Raw genomic sequence first — 26,664 nt, forward strand, 5'->3', positions numbered from 1 at the left:
ACGCGAGGAACGCCGCGCGGGACGAAAGGCGGGCTCGGGCATGAGCCTCACCGCCGACCTCACCCGGGCCCAGGCCAAGGCCGAGACGCTGATCGAGGCCCTGCCCTGGCTGGCCCGCTTCTCCGGCGCCACCGTCGTGGTCAAGTACGGCGGCAACGCCATGGTCGACCCCGAGCTGCAGCGGGCCTTCGCCGCCGACATGGTCTTCCTCCGGTACGCCGGCCTCAAGCCGGTCGTCGTGCACGGCGGCGGGCCGCAGATCTCCGCCATGCTGGGCCGGCTCGGCATCGCCAGCGAGTTCAAGGGCGGCCTGCGGGTCACCACCCCGGAGGCGATGGACGTCGTCCGGATGGTCCTCGTCGGCCAGGTCGGCCGGGAGCTGGTCGGCCTGATCAACGCCCACGGCCCGTTCGCGGTCGGCCTCTCCGGCGAGGACGCCGGCCTGTTCACCGCGGTGCGCCGGCCCGCGTACGTGGACGGGGAGGCGGTCGACGTCGGGCAGGTCGGCGACGTGGAGTCGGTGGACGTCTCGGCGGTGGCCGACCTGATCGCGGCCGGCCGGATCCCGGTGATCTCCACCGTGGCACCGGACGCCGACGGCGTGCTGCACAACCTCAACGCGGACACCGCCGCCGCCGCGCTCGCGGTCGCCCTGCAGGCCCGCAAGCTGGTCGTCCTCACCGACGTCGCCGGCCTCTACGCCGACTGGCCGGACACCGCCAGCCTGGTCAGCGAGATCACCACCGACGACCTGGCGAAACTGCTGCCGTCCCTGGAGTCGGGGATGGTGCCCAAGATGGAGGCCTGCCTGCGGGCGGTGCGCGGGGGAGTGCCCGCCGCGCACGTCGTCGACGGCCGGGTCGCCCACTCCACGCTGCTGGAAGTGTTCACGTCGGAAGGGTTCGGCACGATGGTGATCGCGTCATGAGCACGCTGGTCGAGCGCTGGGGCGCGGCCATGATGGACAACTACGGCACCCCGCCGCTGGCGCTCGTCTCCGGCTCCGGCGCCGTCGTGGTCGACGAGGCCGGCCGGGAGTACGTCGACCTGCTCGGCGGCATCGCGGTCAACGCCCTCGGCCACGCCCACCCGGCCGTGGTGGCCGCCGTGTCCAAGCAGGTCGCCACCCTCGGGCACGTCTCCAACCTGTTCGTCGCCGAGCCGCCGGTGGCCCTCGCCGAGCTGCTGCTGGCCCTGGCCGGCCGCCCCGGCCGGGTCTTCTTCGCCAACTCGGGCGCCGAGGCGAACGAGGCCGCGTTCAAGCTCTCCCGGCTGACCGGCCGCACCCACGTGGTCGCCACCCGGGGCGGCTTCCACGGCCGGACCATGGGCGCGCTGGCGCTCACCGGCCAGCCGGCCAAGGCCGACCCGTTCCGTCCGCTGCCCGGCGACGTCACCCACGTCCCGTACGGTGACGCCGCGGCCCTCGCCGAGGCGGTCACCGACGCCACCGCCATGGTGATCCTGGAGCCGATCCAGGGGGAGAACGGCGTCGTCGTCCCGCCGCCCGGCTACCTCGCCGAGGCCCGGCGGATCACCGCCGCGCACGGCGCGCTGCTGGTGCTCGACGAGGTGCAGACCGGCGTCGGCCGCACCGGCCACTGGTTCGCCCACCAGGCCGAGGGCGTCGAGCCGGACGTCATCACCCTGGCCAAGGGGCTCGGTGGCGGCCTGCCGATCGGCGCCTGCCTGGCCTTCGGGCGGGCCGCCGAGCTGCTGACGCCCGGCATGCACGGCACCACCTTCGGCGGCAACCCGGTCAGCTGCGCGGCCGCCCTCGCGGTGGTCGCCACGATCGCCAACGAGGGGCTGCTCGACCACGTCAAGCGGATCGGGGAGCGGCTGCGGCGCGGGATCGAGGCGCTCGGCCACCCGCTGGTCGTCGAGGTACGCGGCGCCGGCCTGCTGCTCGGCGTCGTGCTCGACCAGCCGGTCTCCGGCACGGTGGCGAACGCCCTGCGGGAGGCGGGTTTCCTGGTCAACCCGGTGCAGCCGGGCGTGGTCCGGCTCGCCCCGCCGCTGATCCTCACGGCCGAGCAGGTCGACGCCCTCCTGGCCGCCCTCCCGGCCGCCCTCGACGCGGCCGCCCCCGCTCCGGCGGCCACCCCGGCCGCACCCGCGCCGGACTCCGCCGACCCGACCACCACGGAGGTCCCCGCATGATCCGGCACTTCCTGCGCGACGACGACCTCTCGCCCGCCGAGCAGTCGGCGGTGCTCGACCTCGCGGCGCGGATGAAGGCGGACCGCTTCGGCCACCAGCCGCTCGCCGGGCCGAGGTCGGTGGCGGTGCTCTTCGACAAGCAGAGCCTGCGCACCCGGATCTCCTTCGACGCCGGCATCGCCGAGCTGGGCGGCCACCCGCTCGTGGTGGATACCCAGGTCACCCACTTCGGGCGGGGCGAGAGCCTGGCCGACGCCGGCCGGGTGCTCTCCCGCTACGTGGCGGCGATCGTGCTGCGTACCCACGGCGACGACCGGATCGCCGAGGTCGCCTCGCACGCCACCGTGCCGGTGGTCAACGCGCTCACCGACACGTACCACCCGTGCCAGCTGCTGGCCGACCTGCTCACCGTCCGGGAGCGGTGCGGGGCCACCGCCGGGCGCACCCTGACGTACGTCGGTGACGCGGCGAACAACATGGCCCACTCGTACCTGCTGGCCGGGGCGACCGCCGGGATGCACGTGCGGGTCGCCGGGCCGGTCGGCTTCCAGCCGGACCCGGAGATCGTGGCCCGGGCCGAGAAGATCGCCGCCGGCACCGGCGGTTCGGTGCGGGTGCTCACCGACCCGGTCGAGGCGGTCCGCGCCGCCGACGTGGTCGCCACGGACACCTGGACCTCGATGGGCCAGGAGTCCGACGGGCTGGACCGGATCACCCCGTTCCTGCCGTACCAGGTGAACGACGCGCTGCTCGGCCACGCCGCCGCCGGCGTGATCGTGCTGCACTGCCTGCCCGCCCACCGCGGCGAGGAGATCACCGACGAGGTACTCGACGGGCCGCGTAGCGCGGTGTTCGACCAGGCGGAGAATCGGCTGCACGCCCAGAAGGCGCTGTTGACGTTTCTCCTGGAGGCATCCCACCCATGACCGCCCCGCTGACCCGTGCCGCGCGGCACGCCCGCATCGTCGAGCTGATCCGCGAGCAGGCCATCCATTCGCAGACCGAGCTGGCCGACCTGCTCGCCGGTGACGGCATCCAGGTCACCCAGGCCACCCTCTCCCGGGATCTCAAGGAGTTGGGGGCGGTCACCGCGCGCGGCGGCGACGGGCGGGGCGTCTACCTGATCCCCGAGGACGGCCACCGGCCGCTGCGGGAGGCCGAGGCCGCGCCGGCCCGACTCGTCCGGCTGCTGCGCGAGCTGCTCAACGGGGTGGACTCCAGCGGCAACATCGCGGTGCTGCGCACCCCGCCGGGCGCAGCCCACTACCTGGCCAGCGCGTTGGACCGAGCGGGCCTGTCCGAGATCGTCGGCACCATCGCCGGCGACGACACCATCCTGGTCGTGGCCCGCGAGGCCGACGGCGGGGCCGCGCTCGGCGACAAGCTCGCCGGATGGGCCCGCCGGGACGAGAACGTTGAAGGGAACACCATATGACCGAGCGGGTCGTCCTGGCGTACTCCGGGGGTCTCGACACCTCCGTCGCCATTCCGTACCTGGCCGAGCAGACCGGCGCCGAGGTGGTCGCGGTCGCGGTCGACCTCGGCCAGGGCGGCGAGGACATGAACGTGATCCGGCAGCGCGCCCTGGACTGCGGCGCGGTCGAGTCGGAGGTGGTCGACGCGCGCGACGAGTTCGCCGCCGAGTACTGCCTGCCGGCCATCCGGGCCAACGCCCTCTACATGGACCGCTACCCGCTGGTCTCCGCGCTGTCCCGGCCGCTGATCGTCAAGCACCTGGTCACCGCGGCGAAGAAGCACGGCGGCACCATCGTGTCGCACGGCTGCACCGGCAAGGGCAACGACCAGGTCCGGTTCGAGGTCGGCCTGGGCGCCCTCGCGCCCGACCTGAAGATCATCGCGCCGGCCCGGGACTTCGCCTGGACCCGGGACAAGGCGATCGCCTTCGCCGAGGAGAAGGGGCTGCCGATCGACGTGACGGCCAGGTCGCCGTACTCGATCGACCAGAACCTGTGGGGCCGCGCCGTCGAGACCGGCTTCCTCGAGGACATCTGGAACGGCCCGATCGAGGACCTCTACTCGTACACCGCCGACCCGGCAGAGCCGCGCGACGCCGACGAGGTGGTCATCACCTTCGACGCCGGCGTGCCGGTGGCCATCGACGGCGAGACGGTCACCCCGTACCAGGCGATCCTGGAGCTGAACCGGCGGGCCGGCGCCCAGGGCGTGGGCCGGCTCGACATGGTCGAGGACCGGCTCGTCGGGATCAAGAGCCGCGAGGTGTACGAGGCGCCCGGCGCGATCGCGCTGATCACCGCCCATCAGGAGCTGGAGAACGTCACCGTCGAGCGGGACCTGGCCCGGTTCAAGCGCGGCGTCGACCAGCGCTGGGGCGAGCTGGTCTACGACGGCCTCTGGTTCTCGCCGTTGAGGAACTCGCTGGACGCGTTCATCGACGACGCCCAGCGGCACGTCTCCGGCGAGGTGCGGCTCACCCTGCACGGCGGCCGAGCCGTGGTCACCGGCCGGCGCTCCGAGGCCAGCCTCTACGACTTCGGCATGGCCACCTACGACACCGGCGACACCTTCGACCAGTCCCTCGCCAAGGGCTTCGTGCAGCTGTGGGGCCTGCCCAGCAAGATGGCCGCCGCGCGGGACGCCCGGTTCGGTGGCGCCTGATGGCGAACAGCACAATGGGTGGGGTGGACGACAAGAGCCTGACCGAGAACAGCGCCGCCGCCAACCGCACGAGCCTCTGGGGAGGGCGGTTCGCCGGCGGCCCGTCCGAGGCCCTGGCCCGGCTGTCGGTGAGTGTGCAGTTCGACTGGCGTCTCGCCCCGTACGACATCGCGGGCTCCCGGGCGCACGCCCGGGTGCTGGCCGGCGCGGGTCTGCTCGACCCCGACGAACTGGGCAGGATGCTGGCCGCGCTGGACGACCTGGAGGCCGCCTGCGCCTCCGGGGCGTTCCGCCCCACCGTTGACGACGAGGACGTGCACACCGCGCTGGAACGCGGCATGCTGGAGCGGCTCGGCAGCCTCGGCGGCAAGCTGCGCGCCGGCCGTTCCCGCAACGACCAGGTCGCCACCGACCTGCGGCTCTACCTGCGCGACCACGCCCGTGGGGTGGCCGCCCGGCTGGTCGAGCTGGCCGAGGCGCTGGTCGAGCAGGCCGGCCGGCACGTGGACACCGCCGCGCCCGGCATGACCCACCTCCAGCACGCCCAGCCGGTCACCTTCGGGCACTGGCTGCTCGCCCACGTGCACCCGCTGCTGCGCGACCTGGAACGGCTGCGCGACTGGGACCACCGGACGGCGATCAGCCCGCTCGGCGCCGGCGCGCTCGCCGGCTCCGGCCTGCCGCTGGACCCGGTGGTGGTGGCCAAGGAACTGGGCTTCCGGACGTCCTTCGCCAACTCGATGGACGCGGTCGCCGACCGGGACTTCGTCGCCGAGTTCCTCTTCGTGACCGCGATGATCGGTGTGCACCTGTCCCGCCTCGGCGAGGAGATGGTGCTCTGGACCTCGCAGCAGTTCGGCTGGGTGGAGCTGGACGACTCCTTCGCCACCGGGTCGTCGATCATGCCGCAGAAGAAGAACGCGGACATCGCCGAGCTGGCCCGGGGCAAGTCCGGCCGCCTGGTCGGCGGGCTGATGAGCGTGCTCACCATGCTCAAGGGCCTGCCGATGACGTACGACCGGGACATGCAGGAGGACAAGGAACCGGCCTTCGACGCGGTCGACACCCTGGAACTGCTGCTGCCGGCCCTCGCCGGGATGATCTCCACGATGACGGTACGCGCCGACCGCCTGGTCGCCGACGCGCCGGCGGGCTTCTCGCTCGCCACCGAGGTGGCGGACTGGCTGGTCCTCCGGGGCGTGCCGTTCCGCGAGGCGCACGAGATCACCGGCAAGCTGGTGGCGCTCTGCGCGGCCCGGGAGTGCGCCCTCGACGAGGTGTCCGACGACGACCTCGCCGCGATCAGCTCGCACCTGGACCCGTCGGTGCGGGACGTGCTCTCGGTGCGCTCCGCCCTCGCCGCCCGGATCACCCCCGGCTCCACCGGCCCCGGGCCGGTGGCCGACCAGCTCGCCGCCGCCGCGGACAAGCTCACCGGCTGGCGGGACTGGGCCGCCGAGCGGGTCGTGCCCCGCTGACCGTCGCCCCGTCTGCCCCTCACGGGCAGGCGGGGCGCCTCGGTAGCGCTCTGTCGTCGAGCCGCCGCATCGCCGACGCCTTCCCTGCCGGTGCCCCCGCAACCACGGTCCGCTGGCGGATCCCGGGCGGGTTTGAGCCGTTCGGCAACGGGGATCCGCGCCCGGAGCTCAAGGGGGCGAAGTGAACAACAGAGTTGTGGAGCAGCCGACGCCGCCATTTCCCGGCCAGTCCCAGTCGAGGCCGGGACTGGACGCCCGCATGGATCCTCGCCCGCGCAACCAGGCGGCCGCGCTGGGCGGATCCGGAAAACTCACCGATTGCACCGCCCTGATCACCGGCGGGGACAGTGGGATCGGCGCCGCCGTGGCGGTCCTGTTCGCCCGGGAGGGCGCGGACGTGGCGATCGTCTGCCTGCCCGCCGAGCAGGAGGACGCGGACCACGTTTCCGAACTGGTGCGGCAGGAGGGACGGCGTTGTCTGGTGCTGACCGGAGATGTGAAGGACTCCTCGTTCTGCAACGCGGCCGTGGAGCGCACCGTCGCCGAGTTCGGCCGGCTGGACATCCTCGTCAACAACGCCGCCATCCTGTTCCAGTATTCGTCGCTGGCGGACGTCCCAGACGACGATCTGGACGACATGTTCCGCACCAACGTGTCGGGCTACTTCTATATGGCGCGGGCGGCGCTGCCGCACCTGCCAGCTGGCGGGTGCATCGTCAACTGCGGCTCGGTCGCCGGTTTCGAGGGGAACCCGTCGCTCATCGGGTACGCGGAAACCAACGGAGCGATTCACACCTTCACCAAGTCGCTGGCGACGGAACTGATCGCACGCGGCATCCGGGTGAACTGTGTGGCGCCCGGACCGGTGTGGACGCCGTTGAACGCCTCCAGCCGTACGCCCGAGCAGATGGCCGGATACGGCGACCAGACCGACGGCGTACCGCTGGGCCGGCCGGCGCAGCCCGAGGAGATCGCCCCCGCCTTCCTGTTCTTCGCCAGCAACGCGGACAGCAGCTACATCACCGGTGAGACGCTGGCCCTGTTCGGTGGCCGGATCCTCGCCCGGTGACGGCGCGCCATGCTGGATCTGGACCCTCCCCTGCGGCCGGTGCGTCGGCCGGACGGTTACCTTCGTCTGGAGGACCTGGGCGTGATCGGGGACGGCAGCACCGTCGCGCTCGTCGGCCTCGACGGCTCGATCCCCTGGCTGTGCCTACCCCGCTTCGACTCCGATCCGGTGCTCGCCGGCCTGCTCGACGCCGAGCGGGGCGGGCACTTCACCGTCACCGCCCAGGAGTTGCGGGAGGCGCGGCAGCACTACGTCCCGGACACCGCTGTCCTCGTCACCGAGCTGCGCACCGCCACCGGCCTGCTCCAGATCACCGACGCGATCGTGGTGCGCTCCGGCGCCGACCTGGCCGACGACGTACCGGCCGGCCGCAGCGAACTCGTCCGTTCGGCGCGCGTCCTCAACGGCACCGTCCGGCTGGACGTCCACCTGCGGCCCCGCGACGGCGGCCAGTTCCGCCCCGCGCTCGACGGCTTGGAGGTCACCTCCGCCCGGCGGCCTGACCTGCGCCTGCACCTGCGCGCCAATCGGCCCCTGACCAGCCTGCCGGTCACCGTCGACCTGCGGGAGGGGGAACATCTGGAGCTGGTTCTCTCCTGGGGCAGAATCCACCGGCACCACTGTTTCGATGCCGCGGGCCTGCTGGCGATGACCGCGGACGCGTGGCGACGCTGGATGGGCGGCTGCACCTACAGCGGTCCCCAGGAACCCCTGGTCCGCCGGTCGGCGATCACTCTCAAACTGTGCGACGACTGGGTCAACGGCGTCATGGTCGCCGCCCCCACGTCCTCACTGCCGGCGCCGATCGGCGGCGTTCGCAACTGGGACTACCGGTACGCCTGGGTTCGCGACGCCGCCTTTAGCGTTTTCGCCATGCGCCGCATCGGGTTCGAGAACGAGGCGGACGCGTTCCTCGGCTGGGTACTCGACGCCTTCGAGCGCAGCCGGCAACCACGGATCATGTACACCCTCGACGGCGGCCCCGTGCCCGACGAGGTCGAGGACCCCGGGCTGGAGGGCTACCGCGGCTCGGCCCCGGTCCACTGGGGCAACGGCGCGGCCGATCAGCGCCAGCACGACGTCTATGGCGAGGTGCTCGACTGTGCTGACCAGTGGGTGCGCTCGGGTGGGGAGCTCCAGCCGGCGCTGTGGACGCGACTACGCTGGCTCGCCGACGCGGCCGAGTGGGCGTGGCGGGAACCGGATCAAGGGATCTGGGAGTTGCGCAACGACGGCCGGGTGTTCACCTACTCAGCCGCGATGTGTCAGGTGGCGCTCGACCGGGCGGCGGCCCTCGGTGAACGGTTCGGCCTGCCCGAACCGACGGCACGGTGGCGGGCGGCGGCCGCCGAACTGACCCGGGTGATCCTCGAGCGGTCCTGGGACGAGAAGGCACAGACGCTCAGCGCTCATCTCGACGGCGGCGGTGTGCTGGACGCGAGCCTGCTGGCCCTACCCCTGCGCCGGGTGATCCCGGCCACCCATCCGCGGATGGTCGCCACCACCGCCGCTGTCGCACAACGGCTGTCCGCCGGAGACGGGTTGCTCTACCGGTACCTGCACGAGGAAGCGCCGGACGGGATCGAGGGCGACGAGGGCGCCTTCGTGCTGTGCAGCTTCTGGCTGGTCGAGAACCTGGTCCAGCAGGGGCGCCTCGACGAGGCGCACGAACTGTACGGGTCGTTGTGTGCGCGGACGAGCCCGCTCGGTCTGCTGTCGGAACAGATCGACCCGGCCACCGGTGGCTTCGTCGGCAACTTCCCGCAGGCATTCAGTCACATCGGCATCATCGCCAGCGGGGTGAGCCTGGCCCGAGCGAGCGCCTGATCCGCGGCCCGGTCCCGATGTTCCGCGATCAGGGCGTGGGGCGCTCGCGCTTCGGCAGCTTCGCCACCACGGCGTCGTACGAGCCGTCGACGGCGTCGATCAGCTCGTCGTCGGGGATGCCGCCGTCCAGCCGCAGCGTGTTCCACCCGGACCGGCCGATGTAGGGGGAGGGGCGCGCGTCGGCGGGGAAGCGGTGCAGCCACTCGTCGGCCACGTCCCGGGACGGGCCGCACTTCACCCCGACCCGGGCCTCGCCCTCGGGCGAGCCGAGGAAGGCGAAGATCCGGCTGCCCACCTTGATCACCTCGTCGCCCTCCCAGGGCCGGTCCAGCCAGGCCCCCGGCTTCGCCAGGCAGTACGCCAGCATCTTCTCGCGCGTCATTCCGTCCTCCCGTGGCGGTTGTCCGGACAGTCTGGCCCGCCGGTCCGACAGCCCACGCCGGCCCCGGTGCCCGGCATACTGCCGTGCCGGGCTGGAGGGGACGGGTCAGTCGCCGGTGCCGGTGCGGACGGTCAGCCGCTCGTAGCGCTGCCGGGCCGCCTGGGCGCTGCCCAGCCCCAATCCGAAGGCGATCGCCTGCCAGGTCATGCCCCGGCCGCGGGCCGCCTGCAACAGGCCCGTCTCGAGCGCGTCCACCTCGGCGCGGACGTGCGGGATCAGGGTCAGCGCGGCCATCAGGTCCGCCTGGTCGACCGGTTCCTCGCCGGGCTCCAGCTCCGCGCCGCCCGCCAGGGCCATCACCAGGGTCGCCGCCTCGTACGCGTCCGGCACGTCGGGGTGGGCGTACCGCCGGCGCCGGGCGTTCGTGCCCGCGTGCCGTTCGGCGATCCGCATCAGCGCCGCGTAGTTGCGGTGCGCGCGGGCCTGGGCAGCATCCGGAGCGGTGAACGGGTCGTTGTTCAGCGTGACCATGCCCTCCATCAGACAGTCTTGAACAAGCGCTTGTCAACAGCCCGTTGAAAGCAATTCGTGCTCATCTTCCGGGCCGGATAAGGTTTCCCCGTGACCGGCACCGACCTCGCCACCCTGTCCGACCTCCTCGCCGGCCCGGTGGTTCCGGCCGCCCGGGGACTGCTCGGCTGCCGGCTCACCGGCAACGGTGTCACCGTCCGGATCACCGAGGTCGAGGCGTACGCCGGCACCGCCGGGGATCCGGCGTCACACGCCCACCGTGGGCGGACCGCGCGCAACGCCGTGATGTTCGGCCCCGCCGGGCACGCCTACGTCTACTTCACCTATGGCATGCACTGGTGCGTCAACGTGGTCACCGGCCCGGACGGGGAGGCGTCGGCGGTGCTGCTGCGGGCCGGTGAGGTGGTCGAGGGCCTCGACCTCGCCCGGGCCCGCCGCCCCGCTGTACGCCGGGACGTGGATCTGGCCCGCGGTCCGGCCCGACTCTGCGCGGCCCTCGGCATCGACCGCTCGGTCTACGGCGCCGACCTGCTCGGCGAGGGTCCGGTCCGGCTGCGGCCGCCGGCCGCCGCGGTGTCGGAGGCGGCGGTCACGGCCGGCCCTCGGGTCGGCGTGACCGGGGCGCACGACGTCCCGTGGCGGTTCTGGCTGGCCGGTGACCCGACGGTGAGCGCCTACCGCCGGCACGTGCCCCGCGTCCGCCGCTGAACGGCCGGACGGGTGAGCGGGGCCACCCGGCGGCGGGGCCCCGACGGAATAGTTGACTCGTCAAGTATGTTGTGCGGTGCGATCCCGGGCCGCAGCGGTCCGGACGTCACGCGAGGAGCTGGTCATGCAGTTCGGAGTCTTCACCGTCGGCGACGTCACGGTCGACCCGACCAACGGGCGGCTGCCGTCCGAGCATGAGCGGATCAAGGCCATGGTGGCCATCGCGCGCAAGGCCGAGGAGGTCGGCCTCGACGTCTTCGCGACCGGTGAGCACCACAACCCGCCCTTCGTGCCGTCCTCGCCCACCACCATGCTCGGTCACATCGCCGCCCGTACCGAGCGGCTGGTGCTCTCCACCGCGACCACGCTGATCACCACCAACGACCCGGTGAAAATCGCCGAGGACTACGCGATGCTCCAGCACCTGGCCGACGGCCGGGTGGACCTGATGCTGGGCCGCGGCAACACCGGCCCGGTCTACCCGTGGTTCGGGCAGGACATCCGCAACGGCATCCCCCTGGCGATCGAGAACTACGACCTGCTGCACCGGCTGTGGCGGGAGGACGTGGTCGACTGGAAGGGCCGGTTCCGCACGCCGCTGCAGGCGTTCACCTCGACGCCGCGCCCGCTCGACGGCGTGCCGCCGTTCGTCTGGCACGGCTCGATCCGCAGCCCGGAGATCGCCGAGCAGGCCGCGTACTACGGCGACGGCTTCTTCGCCAACCACATCTTCTGGCCCAAGGAGCACACCCAGCGAATGGTCGGCCTCTACCGGCAGCGCTTCGAACACTACGGCCACGGCTCCGCCGACCAGGCCATCGTCGGCCTCGGCGGGCAGGTGTTCATGCGGCGCAACTCCCAGGACGCGGTCCGCGAGTTCCGGCCGTACTTCGACAACGCCCCGGTCTACGGCCACGGCCCGTCGCTGGAGGAGTTCACCCGGGAGACGCCGCTGACCGTCGGCAGCCCGCAGCAGGTCATCGACCGCACCCTCGGCTTCCGCGAGTACGTCGGCGACTACCAGCGCCAGCTGTTCCTGATCGACCACGCGGGTCTGCCGCTGAAGACCGTCCTGGAGCAGCTCGACCTGCTCGGCGAGGAGGTCGTCCCGGTGCTGCGCAAGGAGTTCGACTCGCTGCGCCCGGCGCACGTGCCCGACGCGCCGACCCACGCCTCGCTGCTGGCCGCCGCGGGCGGCGCCACGGACAGCACGGTCCGGGCCGTCGACGACGTGACCGGCAAGGCGCCCGAGGAGGCCCGATGACCCGCCGTACCCTGGCCGTCGTCTCGGCCGGCCTCGGTCAGCCGTCGTCAACGCGGCTGCTCGCCGACCAGCTCGCCGCGGCTGCCCGCGACGAGCTGGTCCGGCGCGGCGCCGAGGTGGAGATCCGCCCGGTGGAGCTGCGCGAGCACGCCCACGACGTGGTGAACCACCTGCTCACCGGCTTCCCGCCGGCCGCCCTGCGGCAGGCGCTGGACACCGTGGCCGCGGCGGACGGCCTGATCGCCGTCACCCCGATCTTCAACGCCTCGTACAACGGGCTGTTCAAGTCGTTCTTCGACGTGGTCGACCGGGACACCCTGGCCGACCGCCCGGTGCTGATCGGGGCGACCGGCGGCACCGCCCGGCACTCGCTGGCCCTGGAGCACGCGGTCCGGCCGATGTTCACGTACCTGCGGGCGGTGGTCGTGCCGACGGCCGTCTTCGCCGCCCCGGAGGACTGGTCGGGCGACGGCGCCGAGGGGGCGCTGCGGGCCCGCATCCGGCGAGCCGGCGCGGAGCTGGCCGAGCAGGTGGACCGCCGTCCCGCGGCGACCGGACCGGCCGACCCGTTCGCCCTCACCACCAGCTTCGAGGAGCTCCTCGCCGGCCGCGACCCGGCCTGACCCGATCGGTCGTCAGTCCGCCGGCTCGTACGGGTGGGCCACCAGCACGGGGCAGTGGGCGTGCTGCACCAGCGCCTGGCTGACCGAGCCGAGGAGCAGCCCGACGAAGCCGCCCCGACCGCGCGACCCGACCACCACCAGGGCCGCCTCCCCGCTCGCCGCGATCAGCGCCTGCTCCGGCGCGGCGGCCCGGACCGGCCGTTCCACCACGGTCAGCACCGGATGGTCCGACCGGATCCGGGCGGCCGCCCGGGCCAGCAGCTCCGCCGACTCCGCCTGCCCGGCGGCCGCCGACTCGGCCGCCTCCTCCGGCACCGCGCCGCCGCGTTCGGCCGCCCGGACGTGCACCAGCACCAGCTCTGTGTTCCGGCGTACCGCCTCGTCGGCGGCCAGCCGGACGGCGAGCGCCGCCGACTCGGAACCGTCCACCCCGGCCAGCACCGGCCCGTCCACCGGGATCGGCTGTTCGGCGGGGCGTACCACCAGCACCGGGCAGTGCGCGTGCTGGGCGACCTGCCCACTGACCGAGCCGAGCAGCAGCCCGGCGAAGCCGCCCACGCCCCGGCTGCCCAGCACCACCAGGTCGGCCCGGCGGGACTCCTCGACCAGCGTGGCGGCGGGACCGCCGGCCACCTGGCGGACCTGCACCGCCAGGGTGGGATGACGCTCGGCCAGCTCGGCCGCCAGCTGGTCCAGCATCTGCTGCGCCGCCTCGGTGGGGGCCGGCACCCCGAGGTCGTACGGGTTGAGCGGCACCCCGTAGCCGAGCGGGTGCAGATAGCCGTGCACGAGGTGCAGCGGCCGGGACCGCTGGACGGCGGCCCGGGCGGCGTGCTCGGCGGCGGTCAGGCTGGACGACGATCCGTCGACCCCCACCACGACAGGTCGGTTCATCGGGGATCCCTTCCGTTCGGCTCAGGCCATTGTCGACGGCGACGGCCCGGCCGGACCGCATTTGCCCGCCGAAGCCGCGCCGGCCGCGCCCGACCCGCCCGCCGGCGTCCCGGCGTCCCAACGTCTCGGCGTCTCGGCGTCTCGGCGTCTCGGCGTCTCGGCGGAGCACCGGACGTCCGCTCCGACTTCGCGCCAGGCGCGGCTTCGCGCCGGCCGTGATGCGGCGGCCGGCGCGGAGCCGGGGTCGGGTCAGGCGGCGGCCCGACCCTTGTGGTGCCGGACGATGGCCAGCGGGCTGCGGCAGTGGTGCAGCACCGCGTGGCTGACCGAGCCGAGCAGCAGCGCGCCGAGGCTGCCCCGGCCGTGCGCGCCGACCACGGTCAGCTGCGCGTCGGTGGACTCCTCGACCAGCGCCCGGGCCGGGTTGGCCGCGACCAGCTTCCGCCGCACCGGGACCTCCGGGTAGCGCTCGGCCCAGCCGGCGAGCGCCTCGGCGAGCCCTCGCTCCTCGTCGGCGCGGAGCTTCTCCGGGTCGTACACCAGCGGCATGATGTCGCCGTAGGCCTCGCGGGCCCCCACCGCGGCCGGGTAGAGCCAGGCCCGCACGGCGACCAGCTCGGTGCCGCGCTGTGCCGCCTCGGCGAAGGCGAAGCCGACCGCCTCGTCGGAGAGTGCGGAGCCGTCCACCCCGACCACGACCGGGCCGTCGGCGCGCGGCTCGTCCCGCACCACCAGCACCGGGCAGTCGGCGCGGGCCGACAGGTGCACCGCCGCCGAACCGACCAGCAGCTCCGCGAAGCCGCCCAGGCCCCGATGGCCCAGCACGATCAGGGCGGCGTCCCGGCTCTCCCGCAGCAGCACCGCGACCGGACCGCCGTCGACCACCGCGCCGGTGACCTCCAGCTCGGCGTCGACCTTGTGCGCCTCGTCGACCGCCTCCGCCACCAGCTTCCCGGCCTCCTGCCGCACCTCCTCGTCGGGCAGCGCGACAGCGACCGGACCCAGCGGGGTGCCGAGCAGCGGCCAGAGGAACGCGTTCACCACCCGCAGCGGCCGGTGCCGGGCCGCCGCCTCCCGGGCGGCCATCCGCACCGCGGCCAGCGCCGAGGCGGATCCGTCCACACCCACGACAACCGGTGCACCAGCTCTGTCGGTCATCACGTCCTCCTTCGTCCACCTCCAGGGTCCGCCCGCCGTGCGCCGGCCGGCAGAGGCCCTGTGCCCGCGTACCCCGGGACCATCGGCCCTGACGGTCCGGGTCGTACGGGAGTGGGATGGAGTCGGGACGATCGACAAGGAGGTCGAAGATGTCCACTGTCACCAAGTTCCGGGGCGGCGCGCTGGCGCCGTTCGACTGGACGAACCTGTCCTGGCTGCCGATGCTGGCGCCGACGATCAGGGTCGAGGACTACCTCGACGGCGACCGGTACGTCGTCCGCGCCGAACTGCCGGGCATCGACCCGGCGAAGGACGTGCGGATCACGCGTACCGGCGAGACCCTGCGGCTGGACGTGGTCCGCCGGGAGAGCCACACGGACAAGGTCCACTCCGAGTTCCACTACGGGTCCTTCTCCCGGCTCATCCCGCTGCCCGCCGGCGTCAAGGAGGAGACGATCGCGGCCCGGTACGCGAACGGCATCCTCGAGATCACCGCGACCGTCGGCACGACCGAGCCGACCGCGCGGGAGATCCCGATCACCGTGGAGCACGGTGCCGAGAAGTGACCCCGCCCACGAGGGACCCGGCCCGCTGCCGGGTCCCTCACCCGATCGTGGAGGCGTGATGACCCCGCTGGAGATGCTCCGCGAACACCCCTTCCTCGCCGGGCTGCCACAGGAGTGGCTGCCCCGGCTGACCGGCTACGCCCGCCCGGTGGTCTGGCACCCCGGGCACCGGCTGTTCCGCGCCGGCCAGTCCGCCGAGCGGTTCTGGCTGGTCCGCGGCGGTGAGGTGGCGCTGGACTTCCCGGTGCCCGGCCGCGGCGACGTGGGGATCGAGAGCATCGGTCCGGGCGGCGTGCTCGGCTGGTCCTGGCTCTTCCCGCCGTACCGCTGGCAGTTCGGCGCGGTCGCCGTGCAGCGCAGCACCGCCGTCGAGTTCAGCGCCGCCGGGGTACGCCGGCTGATGGAGTCCGACGACGCGCTGGGCCGCCAGCTCACCACCCGCTTCATGTCCGTGGTGGTGGACCGGCTCCAGGCCTCCCGGGTACGCCTGCTCGACCTGTACGGCTATCCGGCGTCCGCGGCGAGCTGAGCCGCCGTACCGCAGCCGGCGCTGGCCGCCCGTCAGCGCGCCCCGGGGGGCCGGTCCGTGCCGGGGTCGACGTGCCGCCGGACCACCAGCTCCGCCACCTCCAGCCGGCCGATGCGCAGCTCCCGGATGACCGCCCGGCGGATGGCCAGGCGGCCGATCGCCAGCGCGCCCACCGCCACCGCGCCGAGCGCGGCCGCCCCCAGCGCCAGCGGCGCGGCGGCCGTGGGGCCGAGCGCCCGTGGCCCGGCCGCCGTGGGACCCACCACCCGTGCTCCGCCGGCCCGGAACCGGGCAGCGGCCAGGGCGCGGACGTGGCCGGCGGGGCCGTAGCGGTGGTGGGCACAACGCCGGGAGCTGGCCATGTCCCCGATTCTCGGGGCCCTTGCGGCTCTTTCGGGATGCGCCGTGCGGTTCGTCCCCCGCCCGGGTGATCCCGCTCGGCGACGACCCGGCCGCCCGGCCGCCGAGGCACCGATTCGACCGGTCGAGGACCGCCCCTCGGCTTGCCGCATCCCGTGCTCTCGGCGTGCCGGGTGACCCCGCCCTGCCGCAGCCGGAGTCGATCACGCCGGCTGGTCGGCGAGGGGCGCCCCGGTTGCGTCATCCGGTGGTCTCGGCGTGCGGGTTGGCACCGGTCCGGCCGCACCCCGAGTCGATCGCGCCGGCCGGCAGCCTGCCGCCCCGACCGGCGGGCCGGGCCGGGGTACGCCGCGGGGCGTACCCCGGCGCGGGTCAGCGCTCGACCACCAGCCGGCGGGCCCGCAGCAGCCGGGCCCACCACGGCCGCCGGTCCGGGGTCAGCGCGGGCGCCGGCGCGCCGCGCAGGCTCACCCAGCCGCCCGGTCCCATGCGTACGGTGTTGATGGCCGGCGGCCGGCGGCGGGCCACCACCGCGACGGCGGCGGTGAGGGCGGCGACGGCGAACGCCCCGGCGGCGGCCGCGACGAACTGGTCCGGGTCGACCACCCGCCGGTACCGCACCCGCCCCCGGTCCAGGACGAACGCACCGATCGGCCGGCCCTCGTGGGTCACCGGCACGAGCGCGGCGGCCGGCGTGCCGGGCAGCTCCAGCACCGGGCCGACCGGCCCGGGCGGCGGTGCCGGGGCCGGCGGCGCGGCCGGCGCCGGCTGCCGGGGGACCGGCGCCACCGGGGCGAGCCCGGTCGGGTTGAAGATCGCGGTCATCGCGCTGCCCTCCTAACGGGAATCGGACGTGCCGGTGGTGGCGGCGACGGCGGCCCGGCCGGCGGCCAGCCGGGCGATCGGCACCCGGTACGGCGAGCAGGACACGTAGTCGAGCCCGGCCTCGGCGAAGAACTCCACCGAGTCGGGGTCGCCGCCGTGCTCCCCGCAGACCCCGACGGTCAGCTCGGGACGGGCCGCCCGGCCCTCGGCGACGGCCAGCCGGATCAGCCGCCCGACGCCCTTCGCGTCGATGCTCTCGAACGGCGACACCGGGAAGATGCCCCGCTCTAGGTACGCGCCGAAGAACGAGCCCTCCACGTCGTCGCGGGAGAACGCCCAGGTCGTCTGGGTCAGGTCGTTGGTGCCGAAGGAGAAGAAGTGCGCCTCGGCGGCGATCTCCCCAGCGGTCAGCGCCGCCCGGGGCACCTCGATCATCGTGCCGATGGGGATCTCCGGCGCGCCGTCGACCTCGGCGAGCACCCGCTCGACCTCGACCCGCACCGCGGCGAGCTCCCGGACGTCGCCGACGAGCGGCACCATGATCTCCGGGCGCGGGTCGCCGCCGGCCCGGATCCGCTGGGCGGCCGCCTCGGCCACCGCCCGGACCTGCATGGCGAACAGCCCCGGCACGACCAGCCCGAGCCGTACGCCGCGCAGCCCCAGCATCGGGTTGGCCTCGTGCATCCGGCGCACCGCGGCCAGCAGCGTGGCGTCCCGGCCGGGATCCTCGCCGCGCGCCTCGGCGCGGGCCACCCGCGCGGTCAGCTCGGCCAGCGGGGGCAGGAACTCGTGCAGCGGCGGGTCGAGCAGCCGGATCGTCGCCGGCAGCCCGTCCATCGCGGCCAGGATGCCGACGAAGTCGGCCCGCTGCAACGGCAGCAGCGCGGCCAGGGCGGCCTCCCGCTCCGCCGGGCCGTCGGCCAGGATCAACCGCTCCACCAGCTCGCGGCGCTCGCCGAGGAACATGTGCTCGGTGCGGCACAGCCCGACGCCACCGGCGCCGAGGCGGCGCGCCCGACGGGCGTCCTCCGGGGTGTCCGCGTTGGCCCGGACGCCCAGCCGGCGAACCGCGTCGGCGTGGCCGAGCAGCCGGTGCACCGCGGCGACCAGCCCGTCCGCCTCCGGGCTCAGCTCCCCGGCGAGGTAGCGGGCCACCGGGGAGGGCTGCACCGGCACCGCGCCGAGCCAGACCCGGCCGGTGGTGCCGTCGATCGAGAGCACGTCGCCGGCCCGGACCACCCGGTCGCCCACGACGAACTCGCCGCGCTCGGCGTCGATGTCGAGCGACTCCGCCCCGCACACGCAGGTCCGCCCCATGCCCCGGGCGACCACCGCGGCGTGCGACGTCTTCCCGCCGCGCGAGGTGAGCACCCCGGCCGCGGCGATCATGCCGGGCAGGTCGTCCGGGTTGGTCTCGCGGCGGACCAGGATCACCGGGTCGGTGGCGGCCGCGGCGGCGGCCGAGTCGAACACCACCCGCCCGACTGCGGCGCCCGGCGAGGCGCCCACCCCGACGGTCAGCGGCTCGGGCGCCCCGGCGAGGTCGAACGCGGGGAACATCAACTGGGCCAGCTGCGCCCCGGTCACCCGGGTGAGCGCCTCGTCCGCGGTGATCAGCCCCTCGTCGACCAGCTGCGCGGCGATCACGAACGCGGCCGCCGCGGTGCGCTTGCCGACCCGGGTCTGCAGCATCCACAGCCGGCCGCGCTCGATGGTGAACTCGATGTCGCACAGGTCCCGGTAGTGGCGTTCCAGCGTCGCCATGATCTCCCGCAACCGGCGGAAGCTCACCGGGTCGAGCCGGGCCAGCTCCGGCAGGGGGAGGGTGTTGCGGATGCCGGCGACCACGTCCTCGCCCTGCGCGTCGGTCAGGTAGTCGCCGTACACGCCGGGAGCGCCGGTGGCCGGGTCGCGGGTGAACGCCACCCCGGTGCCGGAGTCCGGCCCCAGGTTCCCGAAGACCATCGCCATCACGTTGACCGCGGTGCCCAGGTCGTCCGGGATGCGCTCCTGCCGCCGGTAGATCCGCGCCCGCTCCGAGTTCCACGACTCGAACACCGCGCGGACGGCCAGGAAGAGCTGCTCGTGCGGGGCCTGCGGGAAGTCGTGCCCGACGTGTCGGACGAAGATCTTCTTGTACGTGTCGACCAGGTCGCGCAGCTGCCCGGCACTCGGCCCGCCCGGCCCGGCGGTGGCCCGTACCGCCGCCAGCTCGTGCTCGAACTCCTCGGCCGGCACGCCGTGCACGGTGCGGCCGAACATCTGGATCAGCCGCCGGTACGAGTCCCAGGCGAACCGCTCGTCACCGCTGCGCGCGGCCAGCCCGCCCACCGTGACGTCGTTGAGCCCGATGTCGAGGATGGTCTCCATCATCCCGGGCATCGAGTAGCGCCCGCCCGAGCGGACGGCCAGCAGCAGCGGGTCGCGGGGATCGCCGAGCCGCCGGTCCAGCCGAGCCTCGATCTCCCGCAGGTGCGCGTTGACCTCCTCGAACAGCCCGGCCGGCGGCGACCCGGTGGCCAGGAACGCCCGGCAGGCGTCGGTGCTGACGGTGAACCCCGGCGGGACGGGCAGTCCGAGCCGGGTCATCTCGGCCAGGTTGGCGCCCTTGCCGCCGAGCAGGTCGGCCCGGCTCCGGTCGCCCTCGATGAAGTCGTAGACGTACTTGCCCATGGTCCGGCCTCCTCGGCTGCGTCGTTCCTCCTTCTTGGTAGCGCGGCGGCCGGCGGGCCCGGCAGGGCCGGACGGGACCGGCACCGGGCCAGAGGTCCCGAACCTGTCGGCGGGTCCGCGTATCCTCCGGCGATGACCAGTGAGGTGCGGCTCCGCCCGGTACGTGACGACGACCTGCCCGTGTTCTTCGCCTTCGAGCAGGACCCGCAGGCCAACTGGATGGCGGCGTTCGGCCCGAAGGACCCGTCCGACCGCGCCGCCTTCGACGCGCACTGGGCCCGGATCCGCGCCGACGAGCGCATCGTCAACCGCACGATCATGGTCGACGGCGAGGTGGTCGGGCACGTGGCTGCCTTCCCGGTGGGGGAGCGCACCGAGGTCAGCTACTGGATCGACCCGGCCCGGTGGGGCCGGGGACACGCCACCGCCGCGCTCGCCGCGCTGCTGCGGGAGCTGCCGCAGCGGCCGGTGCACGCCCGCGCCGCGAAGGACAACGCCGCGTCCCTCGCCGTGCTCCGCAAGTGCGGCTTCGTCGTGATCGGCGAGGACGCCGGGTACGCCGCCGGCCGGGGCGAGGAGGTCGAGGAGTACGTGCTGGAGCTGCCCGCCGGTGGTGCTGACCAGCGCGACCACTAGTCTCCCCCGGGTGAACTGGCTGGAACTCGTCGGCTGGGCCGGCTCCGCGCTGCTGGTCTGGTCCCTGCTGCAGACGCGCATCCTCCGGCTGCGCGCCCTCAACCTGGTCGGCTGCCTGATCCTGATCGGCTACAACGCCGCCGTGCAGGTCTGGCCGATGGTCGGGCTGAACGTGGTGCTCGCCGTGATCAACGTCTGGTACCTGCGGAAGCTGCTGGGCACCCGGCACGACGAGCAGACCTACCAGGTGGTCGAGGTGGGCACCGGCGACGCCTTCCTGGCCCACACGCTGCGGGTGCACGCGGCCGACATCGCCCGGTTCAACCCGGACTTCCGCTGGGACCCGGCGGGGGACCGCTCGGCCTTCCTGGTGGTCCGGGCCGACGAGGTGGTCGGCGTCGTGGTGTCGCACGCCGAAGCCGGCGGGATCGCCCAGATCGACCTGGACTACGTCACCCCGCCGTTCCGCGACTTCACTCCCGGGGAGTTCGTCTACCGGCGCAGCCGGCTCTTCACCGACCGGGGTTTCCGCCGGGTGGTGAGCCCGCCGGGCATGGTCGCCCCGTACTACCACCGGCTCGGCTTCCGCCCGGAGGGTGACGCCTACGTCCTCGACCTGCCCGCGCCGCCCAGCTGACCGGGCTGCAAGGAAGGGCCCCTTCTTAACGCCTCGTGCATAGCAGGGGCCCCTTTTTAACAACCGCCTCCGGGCGCGTCGGAGGATTCAGCCGCCGGCCGGCGGGGCACAGAGGGGCCCTAAGCCGGCCGGTGCCCCGGGCGGCGACCGGTCGGCCACCGCGGCCGGACGGGTCGGGTCGAGGGAGAGAACCGCGTGCAGAGCTACTGGAGCCAACTGGCCCTGGTCGGGGTTCTGGTGATCGTCAACGCGGCCTTCGCCGGCAGCGAGATGGCGCTGGTCTCGCTGCGGGACAGCCAGCTCCAGCGGCTGGAACGCGGCAGCCGCGCCGGCCGGACCCTGGCCCGGCTGGCCAAGGACCCGAACCGCTTCCTGGCCACCATCCAGATCGGTATCACCCTGGCCGGCTTCCTGGCCTCCGCCGCGGCGGCGGTCTCCCTGGCCAAGCCGCTCGTCCCGTTGCTCGGGGTGCTGGGTGACGCCGCCGAGACGGTCGCCATCGTCGCGGTCACGCTGGCCCTGACCTTCGTCACCCTGGTCTTCGGCGAGCTGGCGCCGAAACGGATCGCCATGCAGTCCGCCGAGCGGTGGGCGCTGGTCGTGGCCCGCCCGCTCGACCTGCTGGCCGCCTTCACCCGGCCGGCCGTCTGGGCGCTGGGCGCCACCAGCGACCTGGTGGTCCGCCTCTTCGGGCTGAACCCGCAGCACCAGCCGGACGAGATCGGCCTGGACGAGCTGCGCGACATCGTGGCCGGCAACCACGGCTTCACCAAGGAGCAACGGACCATCATCGCCGGCGCCGTGGAGATCGCCGACCGGCAGCTGCGCGCGGTGCTCGTACCCCGGTTGCAGGTCTTCACCCTGGACAGCGGCACGACCGCGGAGGCCGCCCGGCTGGTCCTCGCCGCGACCGGCCACTCCCGGGCGCCGGTGGTCCGGCACGGCGGCCTGGACGACGCGGTCGGCGTGATCCACCTGCGCGACCTGGTCGGCGTCCCCGACGACCGGCCGGTCGACGAGATCACCCGCCCGCCGATGCTGCTGCCCGACTCGCTGCCGGTGGTCGACGCGCTGCGCCAGTTCAAGGCGGAGCGCCAGCACATCGCCCTGGTGGTGGACGAACGGGGCGCGGTGGACGGCATCGTCACCCTCGAGGACATCCTGGAGGAGATCGTCGGCGAGATCTACGACGAGACCGACCGGGACCTCAGCTCGGTCCGCACCGAGGAGGACGGCACCCTGGTCCTGCCCGGCACCTTCCCCGTGCACGACCTCACCGACCTCGGCGTCGAGCTGCCCAACCGGCCGCCTGGCGACTACACCACCATCGCCGGGCTGGTGCTGATCTGCCTCGGGCACATCCCCACGGTGGCGGGGGAGAGCGTCCGGGTGGACGGCTGGGACCTCGCGGTCGGCGGGGTCGAGCACCACGCCATCACCGAGGTGCGGATCCGCCGTCGGGCTCGCCGGCACCGACCCGACGGGGCCGACGACACCGAGGACGTGGCCGACGCCCCGGCCCTCGACGAGGCCCGGAGCTGAGCCGGCGGGTCAACCCGCCTCGCTCGACGAGCCGAACGGGAAGCCGGGCACCGGCGGCAGGAGCAGCACCGCGTCGACCGGGTACTGGTGGGTGCTGCGGCCCAGTACCCGGGCGGCCGCCCGGAGCAGCCACGGCCCCGACGGGTGCAGCTCGGGCCCGATCAGCCGCGAGGTCACCCGGGTCCACCAGTGGCCGGCCACGATGATGTCGGTGATCCGCAGCCGGTCGGGCGGCCAGCCGCCCCGGACCACCACGTCGACCACCCGCCCCAGCCGCCGCCCGTGCAGGTCGTACGCGGTCCGGCCGAGCAGCTCACCCGCTCGCACGGTGCGATCCCGGGATCCGGTCGACCAGGTGCCGGCGCAGCCACGACTCCACCGGCGAGGGCGGCAGCTCGCTGGCCGGGCAGCGCAGCCGTACCGCGCTGTCCAGGCGGGCGACCTGGGCCAGCGGGACGCGCAGCGGCGGCACCGGCGGGTCGTCGGTGAACCGGTCGGCGACCGCCACCAGCAGCCGGCCGATCCAGCCGTCGATCCGCTGCCCGAGCGCCCCCTGCCCGGTGAGCAGGCAGTCCACGTACGGGTGGCCGTCCGCGTCGACGGCGAACGCGATGTCGTCGACCCGGCCGACCAGCCGGCCGTCCGCGTCGACGATCTGCCGGTCGAGCAGTTGCTTGGCCAGCTGAAGTCTCACCGCCCCATCCTCGTGATGATCGCCAACGGGATCGCCGCCACCGACGCGGCGACGATCAGCAGCAGGAACAGCGCACCGAGCAGGTTGGTCCACCGCCCGTTGACCCGGTCGCCCAGGTAGCCGCGGTCGTTCGCCACCACCAGGATCGGCAGGTAGGTCAGCGGCAGCACCACCGCGCTGAGCACCAGCATGTACTCGGTGAGCCGCACCGGGTCCACGGTCGTCATCAGCATCAGCACCCCGAGCAGCACGCTGACCAGGAGCACGCTGTGGAACCGGGCCGCCTCCCGGGGGCTGACCCGCTTGCCCCACTGCCAGCCGAAGTACTGCGCCGCCGCGTACGCCGCGGACAGGCCGGTCTCCAGCGCGGCGCCGAAGGTCACCGCGAAGAACGCCAGCACCACGGCCGCCAGCCCGGCCCCGCCCAGCGCGGTCGCCACCGGCCGGGCCACCTGGTCGAGGGTGTCCAGCGACGTTCCGGACGGGTGGTACGCCACCGCCGCGACGGCGATCAGCGACAGGGCCAGGAACCCGCCCACCGGGAAGCCGATCAGCACGTTCGACCGCGCGTGGGCCAGGTCCCGGGTGCTCCAGTTCTCCTCCACCCCGCCGGAGGAGAAGAAGAACACCTCGTACGGGCTGACCGTGGAGGCGAACAGCGCCACCGCCACGAACCAGTACACCGACCAGCCCTGACCGGCGGAGCCGACGTGCAGCGCGCCGTGGCCGAGCCGCGCCCAGTCGGTCGGCAGCGCGAACAGCGCGACGGCGAAGACCAGCAGCGCCAGCCCGGCCAGCCCGAAGATCCGCTCCATCAGCTCGAAGCGCAGCCGCCAGAGCACCAGCCAGACCGCCGCCGCGGCCACCGGCACCCAGAGCAGGTAGCTCAGCCCGGTGGCCAGCTGCAGCGCCAGGGCCACCCCGCCCAGCTCGGCGGCGAGGGTGATCACCGTGACCAGCCAGGACGCGACCAGGTTGAGCAGCGCCACCCGCGGCCCGAGCCGCTCCCGGACCAGGTCGAACACCGCCCGGCCGCTCACCGCCGCGATCCGTCCGGACATCTCGGCGTACGCGCAGATGCCAACGACGCCGACGAGCAGCACCCAGGCATGGGCCATCCCGAAGCGGGCGCCGGCCTGGCTCGCCGCCACCAGGTCGCCGATGTCGACGAAGCCGCCGATGGCGGACAGGACGCCCAGGGTGACGGCGAGGAGCTTCCTCACGTCGGATCGGGGGTGGGTGGTCTCATCGACGCGACGATATCCGCGCGGCGGACCTCTTTTCGGGCGAATCGACCAGGCTGCGGTTCCCGGACCGGATCAGCCGCCGGTGAGGTTCTGTAGCCGCACCTGGCCGCGCGACACCAGCCGGCCGCCCTCGTCGGTGATCTCCACCAGCCAGAGCTGCTGGCTGCGCCCCCGGTGCACAGGAGTGCCCACCGCGGTCAGCTCGCCGTCCCGGACCGCGCGCAGGAAGTCGGTCTGGTTCGACACCCCGACCACCTTGCCCTGGTCGCCCAGCCAGAGCGCGCCGCCGATGCTGGCCGCCGTCTCCACCACCGCGCAGTAGACCCCGCCGTGCTGGATCCCGTACGGCTGGTGCAGCTCCGGGCGGACCTGCCAGCGGATCACCACCCGGTCTCCACTGACCTCGTCGAACTTCAGCCCCAGCAGGGCGACGAAGCCCCCGGTCAGGTCCGGCATCTCCACGGCGGTTCTCCTCGCGCTCGACGGCGCCGCCAGCCTAGCCGCCGCCCGCGTCGGCAAACCCGGTACGGGCCGGGGCCGGCGATGGGGGAGAATCGGTGACCGTGACCGACAGCAACCTCCCGCAGGGGCGGGACTCCCTGACCGACGACCTGCTGTGGCGGGGCCTGATCCAGGACTCGACCGGCCTCGACGAGCTGCGCGCGCTGCTCGACGGCGGGAGCGCCACCTTCTATGTGGGCTTCGACCCGACCGCGCCCAGCCTGCACGTCGGCAACCTGATGCAGGTCGTGATGGCGCGGCGGCTCCAGCTCGCCGGGCACCGGCCGCTGCTGCTGGTCGGCGGGGCCACCGGTCAGATCGGCGATCCCAAGGAGAGCGCCGAGCGCACCTTGAACCCGCCCGAGGTGATCGAGGGCTGGGTCCGGCGGATCCACGACCAGCTCGCCCCGTTCGTCTCGTACGAGGGGGAAAACGCCGCCCAGCTGGTCAACAACCTGGACTGGACCGGCGAGATGTCGGTGGTGGAGTTCCTCCGGGACGTCGGCAAGCACTTCCCGGTGAACAAGATGCTGGCCCGGGAAGTGGTGAAGGCCCGGCTGGAGACCGGTATCAGCTACACCGAGTTCAGCTACCAGCTGCTCCAGGCCAACGACTTCTTCGAGCTGCACCGCCGGCACGGCTGCCAGCTCCAGTACGGCGGCTCCGACCAGTGGGGCAACATCACCGCCGGGGTGGACTACATCCGCCGGCGCGGCGCCGGTCCGGTGGAGGCGTTCACCACGCCCCTGGTGACCAAGTCGGACGGCACCAAGTTCGGCAAGAGCGAGACCGGCGCGGTCTGGCTCGACCCGGAGATGACCAGCCCGTACGCCTTCTACCAGTTCTGGCTCAACGCCGACGACCGGGACGTCACCCGCTACCTGCGGTACTTCAGCTTCCGCTCCCGGCAGGAGCTGGAGGAGTTGGAGAAGGCCACCGCCGAGCGTCCGCAGGCGCGGCTGGCCCAACGCGCCCTCGCCGAGGAACTGACCACGCTGGTGCACGGCGAGCGGGAGATGGCGCAGGCGGTCGCGGCGAGCCAGGCGCTCTTCGGCCGCGGCGCGCTCGACGAGCTGTCGCCGGAGACGCTGCGCGCGGCACTGACCGAGGCCGGTCTGGTCCACCTCGACGAGCTGCCGGACGTCGCCGGCCTGCTGAAGGAGTCGGGCCTGGTGCCGAGCATGAAGGAGGCCCGACGGGTGATCGCCGAGGGCGGCGCCTACGTGAACAACACCCGGATCTCCGAGGTGGACGCCGCCGTGTCGCCGGCGGACCTGCTGCACGGCCGGTACCTGGTGCTGCGCCGCGGCAAGCGTTCCTTTGCCGGCGTTGAGCTGCGCAAATAGCCGTACGTCGACAGTGTGACGCGGGACGCGCCCAGCGGATTTGACGATCAAACCGCTGGGCGCGTAACTTTTTCTCTGCCAGCGCGGAACGGACGAAACAGGCGAAAGACCTGGGAGGCCGGAGCGCAGGACCGGAGAGCCGGGTGGTGCCCCGGATCCGCCGAGAGGCGGATTTGGCGAGGCGGAACCAACCGGGTAAGGTTATCGGCCGGCAGGGAAACGGACGAGCGAGCGGGAAACCGCAGCGGCCGTCCTGCTGAAATCCTCGGAACGTCCGACGGAAGTCGGTCGAATCGGGGTGCCCGGAAAAAGGGTGGAAGCACGACAAACCGCGAAACACCGGTTTGACACGGCAGAAACCACCGGGTAGCGTG

At 73.6% G+C, this 26,664-nt stretch carries 28 protein-coding genes; 17 read left to right on the forward strand and 11 right to left on the reverse strand.

The window, feature by feature from the left end; translation table 11 throughout:
- The first annotated feature begins 40 nt into the window (after nucleotides 1–40).
- From argB to EFE23_RS05715, 8 genes are all read left to right on the forward strand, one after another.
- A complete protein-coding gene (gene argB, locus EFE23_RS05680; protein WP_123239819.1) occupies nucleotides 41–928 on the forward strand; it encodes an acetylglutamate kinase in 888 nt (295 codons plus the stop codon).
- Complete coding sequence (locus tag EFE23_RS05685) at nucleotides 925–2,163, forward strand: acetylornithine transaminase (RefSeq protein WP_123239820.1); 1,239 nt, start codon at nucleotides 925–927, stop codon at nucleotides 2,161–2,163. The genes argB and EFE23_RS05685 overlap by 4 nt, the downstream gene beginning before the upstream one ends.
- The gene (gene argF, locus EFE23_RS05690; protein WP_123239821.1) at nucleotides 2,160–3,089 is read left to right on the forward strand and encodes an ornithine carbamoyltransferase; all 930 of its coding nucleotides are present in this window, start codon (nucleotides 2,160–2,162) and stop codon (nucleotides 3,087–3,089) included. Before EFE23_RS05685 ends, argF begins: the two co-directional genes overlap by 4 nt.
- Entirely contained in the window at nucleotides 3,086–3,598 is a 513-nt protein-coding gene (locus EFE23_RS05695) for an arginine repressor (protein ID WP_123239822.1), read from the forward strand. Before argF ends, EFE23_RS05695 begins: the two co-directional genes overlap by 4 nt.
- Nucleotides 3,595–4,800 (forward strand): argininosuccinate synthase, encoded by a 1,206-nt coding sequence (locus EFE23_RS05700; RefSeq protein WP_123239823.1) that lies wholly within the window; start codon nucleotides 3,595–3,597, stop codon nucleotides 4,798–4,800. Before EFE23_RS05695 ends, EFE23_RS05700 begins: the two co-directional genes overlap by 4 nt.
- Before the next feature lie 14 nt (nucleotides 4,801–4,814).
- Entirely contained in the window at nucleotides 4,815–6,278 is a 1,464-nt protein-coding gene (gene argH / locus EFE23_RS05705) for an argininosuccinate lyase (protein WP_123239824.1), read from the forward strand.
- A gap of 259 nt (nucleotides 6,279–6,537) precedes the next feature.
- The gene (locus EFE23_RS05710; protein WP_123239825.1) at nucleotides 6,538–7,347 is read left to right on the forward strand and encodes an SDR family oxidoreductase; all 810 of its coding nucleotides are present in this window, start codon (nucleotides 6,538–6,540) and stop codon (nucleotides 7,345–7,347) included.
- A 39-nt stretch (nucleotides 7,348–7,386) separates the two neighbouring features.
- Nucleotides 7,387–9,174, forward strand: coding sequence for a glycoside hydrolase family 15 protein (locus EFE23_RS05715; RefSeq protein WP_199736937.1), 1,788 nt, complete (start codon nucleotides 7,387–7,389; stop codon nucleotides 9,172–9,174).
- A 28-nt stretch (nucleotides 9,175–9,202) separates the two neighbouring features.
- On the opposite strand, the gene EFE23_RS05720 is transcribed toward EFE23_RS05715, so the two are convergent.
- Complete coding sequence (locus EFE23_RS05720; RefSeq protein WP_123239827.1) at nucleotides 9,203–9,556, reverse strand: MmcQ/YjbR family DNA-binding protein; 354 nt, start codon at nucleotides 9,554–9,556, stop codon at nucleotides 9,203–9,205.
- 105 nt (nucleotides 9,557–9,661) lie between these two features.
- Complete coding sequence (locus EFE23_RS05725) at nucleotides 9,662–10,096, reverse strand: DNA-binding protein (RefSeq protein WP_233600883.1); 435 nt, start codon at nucleotides 10,094–10,096, stop codon at nucleotides 9,662–9,664.
- Nucleotides 10,097–10,177: 81 nt separating this feature from the next.
- Here EFE23_RS05725 and EFE23_RS05730 point away from each other — a divergent pair, with 81 nt between their 5' ends.
- The 3 genes from EFE23_RS05730 (at nucleotide 10,178) to EFE23_RS05740 (ending at nucleotide 12,682) form a co-directional block, all read left to right on the forward strand.
- The gene (locus EFE23_RS05730) at nucleotides 10,178–10,795 is read left to right on the forward strand and encodes a DNA-3-methyladenine glycosylase (protein WP_123239828.1); all 618 of its coding nucleotides are present in this window, start codon (nucleotides 10,178–10,180) and stop codon (nucleotides 10,793–10,795) included.
- A 124-nt stretch (nucleotides 10,796–10,919) separates the two neighbouring features.
- Nucleotides 10,920–12,059 carry an LLM class flavin-dependent oxidoreductase gene (locus EFE23_RS05735; RefSeq protein ID WP_123239829.1) on the forward strand — a complete coding sequence of 380 codons (1,140 nt, stop codon included), beginning with the start codon at nucleotides 10,920–10,922 and terminating at the stop codon, nucleotides 12,057–12,059.
- The gene (locus tag EFE23_RS05740) at nucleotides 12,056–12,682 is read left to right on the forward strand and encodes an FMN reductase (RefSeq protein WP_123239830.1); all 627 of its coding nucleotides are present in this window, start codon (nucleotides 12,056–12,058) and stop codon (nucleotides 12,680–12,682) included. The genes EFE23_RS05735 and EFE23_RS05740 overlap by 4 nt, the downstream gene beginning before the upstream one ends.
- 12 nt (nucleotides 12,683–12,694) lie before the next feature.
- Here the strand turns inward: EFE23_RS05740 and EFE23_RS05745 are convergent, their stop codons facing one another.
- Together EFE23_RS05745 and EFE23_RS05750 are read right to left on the reverse strand one after the other, a co-directional pair.
- A complete protein-coding gene (locus EFE23_RS05745) occupies nucleotides 12,695–13,576 on the reverse strand; it encodes a universal stress protein (RefSeq protein WP_123239831.1) in 882 nt (293 codons plus the stop codon).
- Between the two features lie 249 nt (nucleotides 13,577–13,825).
- Complete coding sequence (locus tag EFE23_RS05750; protein WP_123239832.1) at nucleotides 13,826–14,734, reverse strand: universal stress protein; 909 nt, start codon at nucleotides 14,732–14,734, stop codon at nucleotides 13,826–13,828.
- Nucleotides 14,735–14,883: 149 nt separating this feature from the next.
- Here EFE23_RS05750 and EFE23_RS05755 point away from each other — a divergent pair, with 149 nt between their 5' ends.
- Entirely contained in the window at nucleotides 14,884–15,300 is a 417-nt protein-coding gene (locus EFE23_RS05755) for an Hsp20/alpha crystallin family protein (protein WP_158675836.1), read from the forward strand.
- Between the two features lie 58 nt (nucleotides 15,301–15,358).
- Nucleotides 15,359–15,829: a cyclic nucleotide-binding domain-containing protein gene (locus EFE23_RS05760; RefSeq protein ID WP_123239834.1), complete on the forward strand. Its 471-nt coding sequence runs from the start codon at nucleotides 15,359–15,361 to the stop codon at nucleotides 15,827–15,829.
- A 32-nt stretch (nucleotides 15,830–15,861) separates the two neighbouring features.
- On the opposite strand, the gene EFE23_RS05765 is transcribed toward EFE23_RS05760, so the two are convergent.
- The 3 genes from EFE23_RS05765 to ppdK all read right to left on the reverse strand — a co-directional run bounded on the left by EFE23_RS05765 (nucleotide 15,862) and on the right by ppdK (nucleotide 19,687).
- On the reverse strand, nucleotides 15,862–16,191 hold the full coding sequence (locus EFE23_RS05765; RefSeq protein WP_199736938.1) for a hypothetical protein: 330 nt from the start codon (nucleotides 16,189–16,191) through the stop codon (nucleotides 15,862–15,864).
- A 370-nt stretch (nucleotides 16,192–16,561) separates the two neighbouring features.
- Entirely contained in the window at nucleotides 16,562–17,014 is a 453-nt protein-coding gene (locus EFE23_RS05770) for a hypothetical protein (RefSeq protein WP_123239835.1), read from the reverse strand.
- Between the two features lie 12 nt (nucleotides 17,015–17,026).
- Nucleotides 17,027–19,687, reverse strand: coding sequence for a pyruvate, phosphate dikinase (gene ppdK, locus EFE23_RS05775; RefSeq protein ID WP_123239836.1), 2,661 nt, complete (start codon nucleotides 19,685–19,687; stop codon nucleotides 17,027–17,029).
- Nucleotides 19,688–19,819: 132 nt separating this feature from the next.
- On the opposite strand from ppdK, the gene EFE23_RS05780 reads away from it, so the two are divergent.
- From EFE23_RS05780 to EFE23_RS05790, 3 genes are all read left to right on the forward strand, one after another.
- Nucleotides 19,820–20,323, forward strand: a complete 504-nt coding sequence (locus EFE23_RS05780) for a GNAT family N-acetyltransferase (protein ID WP_123239852.1) — start codon at nucleotides 19,820–19,822, stop codon at nucleotides 20,321–20,323.
- Nucleotides 20,324–20,333: 10 nt separating this feature from the next.
- Nucleotides 20,334–20,960 (forward strand): YgjV family protein, encoded by a 627-nt coding sequence (locus EFE23_RS05785; RefSeq protein WP_233600886.1) that lies wholly within the window; start codon nucleotides 20,334–20,336, stop codon nucleotides 20,958–20,960.
- A 195-nt stretch (nucleotides 20,961–21,155) separates the two neighbouring features.
- On the forward strand, nucleotides 21,156–22,502 hold the full coding sequence (locus EFE23_RS05790) for a hemolysin family protein (RefSeq protein WP_123239837.1): 1,347 nt from the start codon (nucleotides 21,156–21,158) through the stop codon (nucleotides 22,500–22,502).
- 9 nt (nucleotides 22,503–22,511) lie between these two features.
- Here the strand turns inward: EFE23_RS05790 and EFE23_RS05795 are convergent, their stop codons facing one another.
- From EFE23_RS05795 to EFE23_RS05810, 4 genes are all read right to left on the reverse strand, one after another.
- Nucleotides 22,512–22,829: a PRC-barrel domain containing protein gene (locus EFE23_RS05795; protein WP_123239838.1), complete on the reverse strand. Its 318-nt coding sequence runs from the start codon at nucleotides 22,827–22,829 to the stop codon at nucleotides 22,512–22,514.
- Nucleotides 22,816–23,196: a hypothetical protein gene (locus EFE23_RS05800; RefSeq protein WP_123239839.1), complete on the reverse strand. Its 381-nt coding sequence runs from the start codon at nucleotides 23,194–23,196 to the stop codon at nucleotides 22,816–22,818. Before EFE23_RS05800 ends, EFE23_RS05795 begins: the two co-directional genes overlap by 14 nt.
- Entirely contained in the window at nucleotides 23,193–24,419 is a 1,227-nt protein-coding gene (locus tag EFE23_RS05805) for an NRAMP family divalent metal transporter (protein ID WP_123239840.1), read from the reverse strand. The genes EFE23_RS05800 and EFE23_RS05805 overlap by 4 nt, the downstream gene beginning before the upstream one ends.
- Nucleotides 24,420–24,515: 96 nt before the next feature.
- Entirely contained in the window at nucleotides 24,516–24,899 is a 384-nt protein-coding gene (locus tag EFE23_RS05810; protein ID WP_199736940.1) for a PaaI family thioesterase, read from the reverse strand.
- 107 nt (nucleotides 24,900–25,006) lie between these two features.
- Between EFE23_RS05810 and tyrS the strand changes: the two genes are divergently transcribed.
- Nucleotides 25,007–26,290 (forward strand): tyrosine--tRNA ligase, encoded by a 1,284-nt coding sequence (tyrS, locus tag EFE23_RS05815; protein ID WP_123239854.1) that lies wholly within the window; start codon nucleotides 25,007–25,009, stop codon nucleotides 26,288–26,290.
- The last annotated feature ends 374 nt before the right edge of the window (nucleotides 26,291–26,664 follow it).

The sequence above is a fragment of the Micromonospora solifontis genome, from assembly GCF_003725545.1.
GTDB lineage: Bacteria > Actinomycetota > Actinomycetes > Mycobacteriales > Micromonosporaceae > Micromonospora > Micromonospora solifontis.

What these genes read in the sequence shown, in the direction of transcription:
- EFE23_RS05760 (WP_123239834.1), top strand. Translation starts at nt 15,359, where the DNA reads ATGACCCCGCTGGAGATGCTCCGCGAACACCCCTTCCTCGCCGGGCTG.
- EFE23_RS05750 (WP_123239832.1), bottom strand. Translation starts at nt 14,734, where the DNA reads ATGACCGACAGAGCTGGTGCACCGGTTGTCGTGGGTGTGGACGGATCC.
- EFE23_RS05710 (WP_123239825.1), top strand. Translation starts at nt 6,538, where the DNA reads ATGGATCCTCGCCCGCGCAACCAGGCGGCCGCGCTGGGCGGATCCGGA.
- ppdK (WP_123239836.1), bottom strand. Translation starts at nt 19,687, where the DNA reads ATGGGCAAGTACGTCTACGACTTCATCGAGGGCGACCGGAGCCGGGCC.
- EFE23_RS05810 (WP_199736940.1), bottom strand. Translation starts at nt 24,899, where the DNA reads ATGCCGGACCTGACCGGGGGCTTCGTCGCCCTGCTGGGGCTGAAGTTC.
- EFE23_RS05735 (WP_123239829.1), top strand. Translation starts at nt 10,920, where the DNA reads ATGCAGTTCGGAGTCTTCACCGTCGGCGACGTCACGGTCGACCCGACC.
- EFE23_RS05780 (WP_123239852.1), top strand. Translation starts at nt 19,820, where the DNA reads ATGACCAGTGAGGTGCGGCTCCGCCCGGTACGTGACGACGACCTGCCC.
- argF (WP_123239821.1), top strand. Translation starts at nt 2,160, where the DNA reads ATGATCCGGCACTTCCTGCGCGACGACGACCTCTCGCCCGCCGAGCAG.
- EFE23_RS05725 (WP_233600883.1), bottom strand. Translation starts at nt 10,096, where the DNA reads ATGGAGGGCATGGTCACGCTGAACAACGACCCGTTCACCGCTCCGGAT.
- EFE23_RS05755 (WP_158675836.1), top strand. Translation starts at nt 14,884, where the DNA reads ATGTCCACTGTCACCAAGTTCCGGGGCGGCGCGCTGGCGCCGTTCGAC.
- argB (WP_123239819.1), top strand. Translation starts at nt 41, where the DNA reads ATGAGCCTCACCGCCGACCTCACCCGGGCCCAGGCCAAGGCCGAGACG.
- EFE23_RS05700 (WP_123239823.1), top strand. Translation starts at nt 3,595, where the DNA reads ATGACCGAGCGGGTCGTCCTGGCGTACTCCGGGGGTCTCGACACCTCC.
- EFE23_RS05685 (WP_123239820.1), top strand. Translation starts at nt 925, where the DNA reads ATGAGCACGCTGGTCGAGCGCTGGGGCGCGGCCATGATGGACAACTAC.
- EFE23_RS05745 (WP_123239831.1), bottom strand. Translation starts at nt 13,576, where the DNA reads ATGAACCGACCTGTCGTGGTGGGGGTCGACGGATCGTCGTCCAGCCTG.
- EFE23_RS05720 (WP_123239827.1), bottom strand. Translation starts at nt 9,556, where the DNA reads ATGACGCGCGAGAAGATGCTGGCGTACTGCCTGGCGAAGCCGGGGGCC.
- EFE23_RS05695 (WP_123239822.1), top strand. Translation starts at nt 3,086, where the DNA reads ATGACCGCCCCGCTGACCCGTGCCGCGCGGCACGCCCGCATCGTCGAG.
- EFE23_RS05770 (WP_123239835.1), bottom strand. Translation starts at nt 17,014, where the DNA reads ATGACCGCGATCTTCAACCCGACCGGGCTCGCCCCGGTGGCGCCGGTC.
- argH (WP_123239824.1), top strand. Translation starts at nt 4,815, where the DNA reads ATGGGTGGGGTGGACGACAAGAGCCTGACCGAGAACAGCGCCGCCGCC.
- EFE23_RS05740 (WP_123239830.1), top strand. Translation starts at nt 12,056, where the DNA reads ATGACCCGCCGTACCCTGGCCGTCGTCTCGGCCGGCCTCGGTCAGCCG.
- EFE23_RS05765 (WP_199736938.1), bottom strand. Translation starts at nt 16,191, where the DNA reads ATGGCCAGCTCCCGGCGTTGTGCCCACCACCGCTACGGCCCCGCCGGC.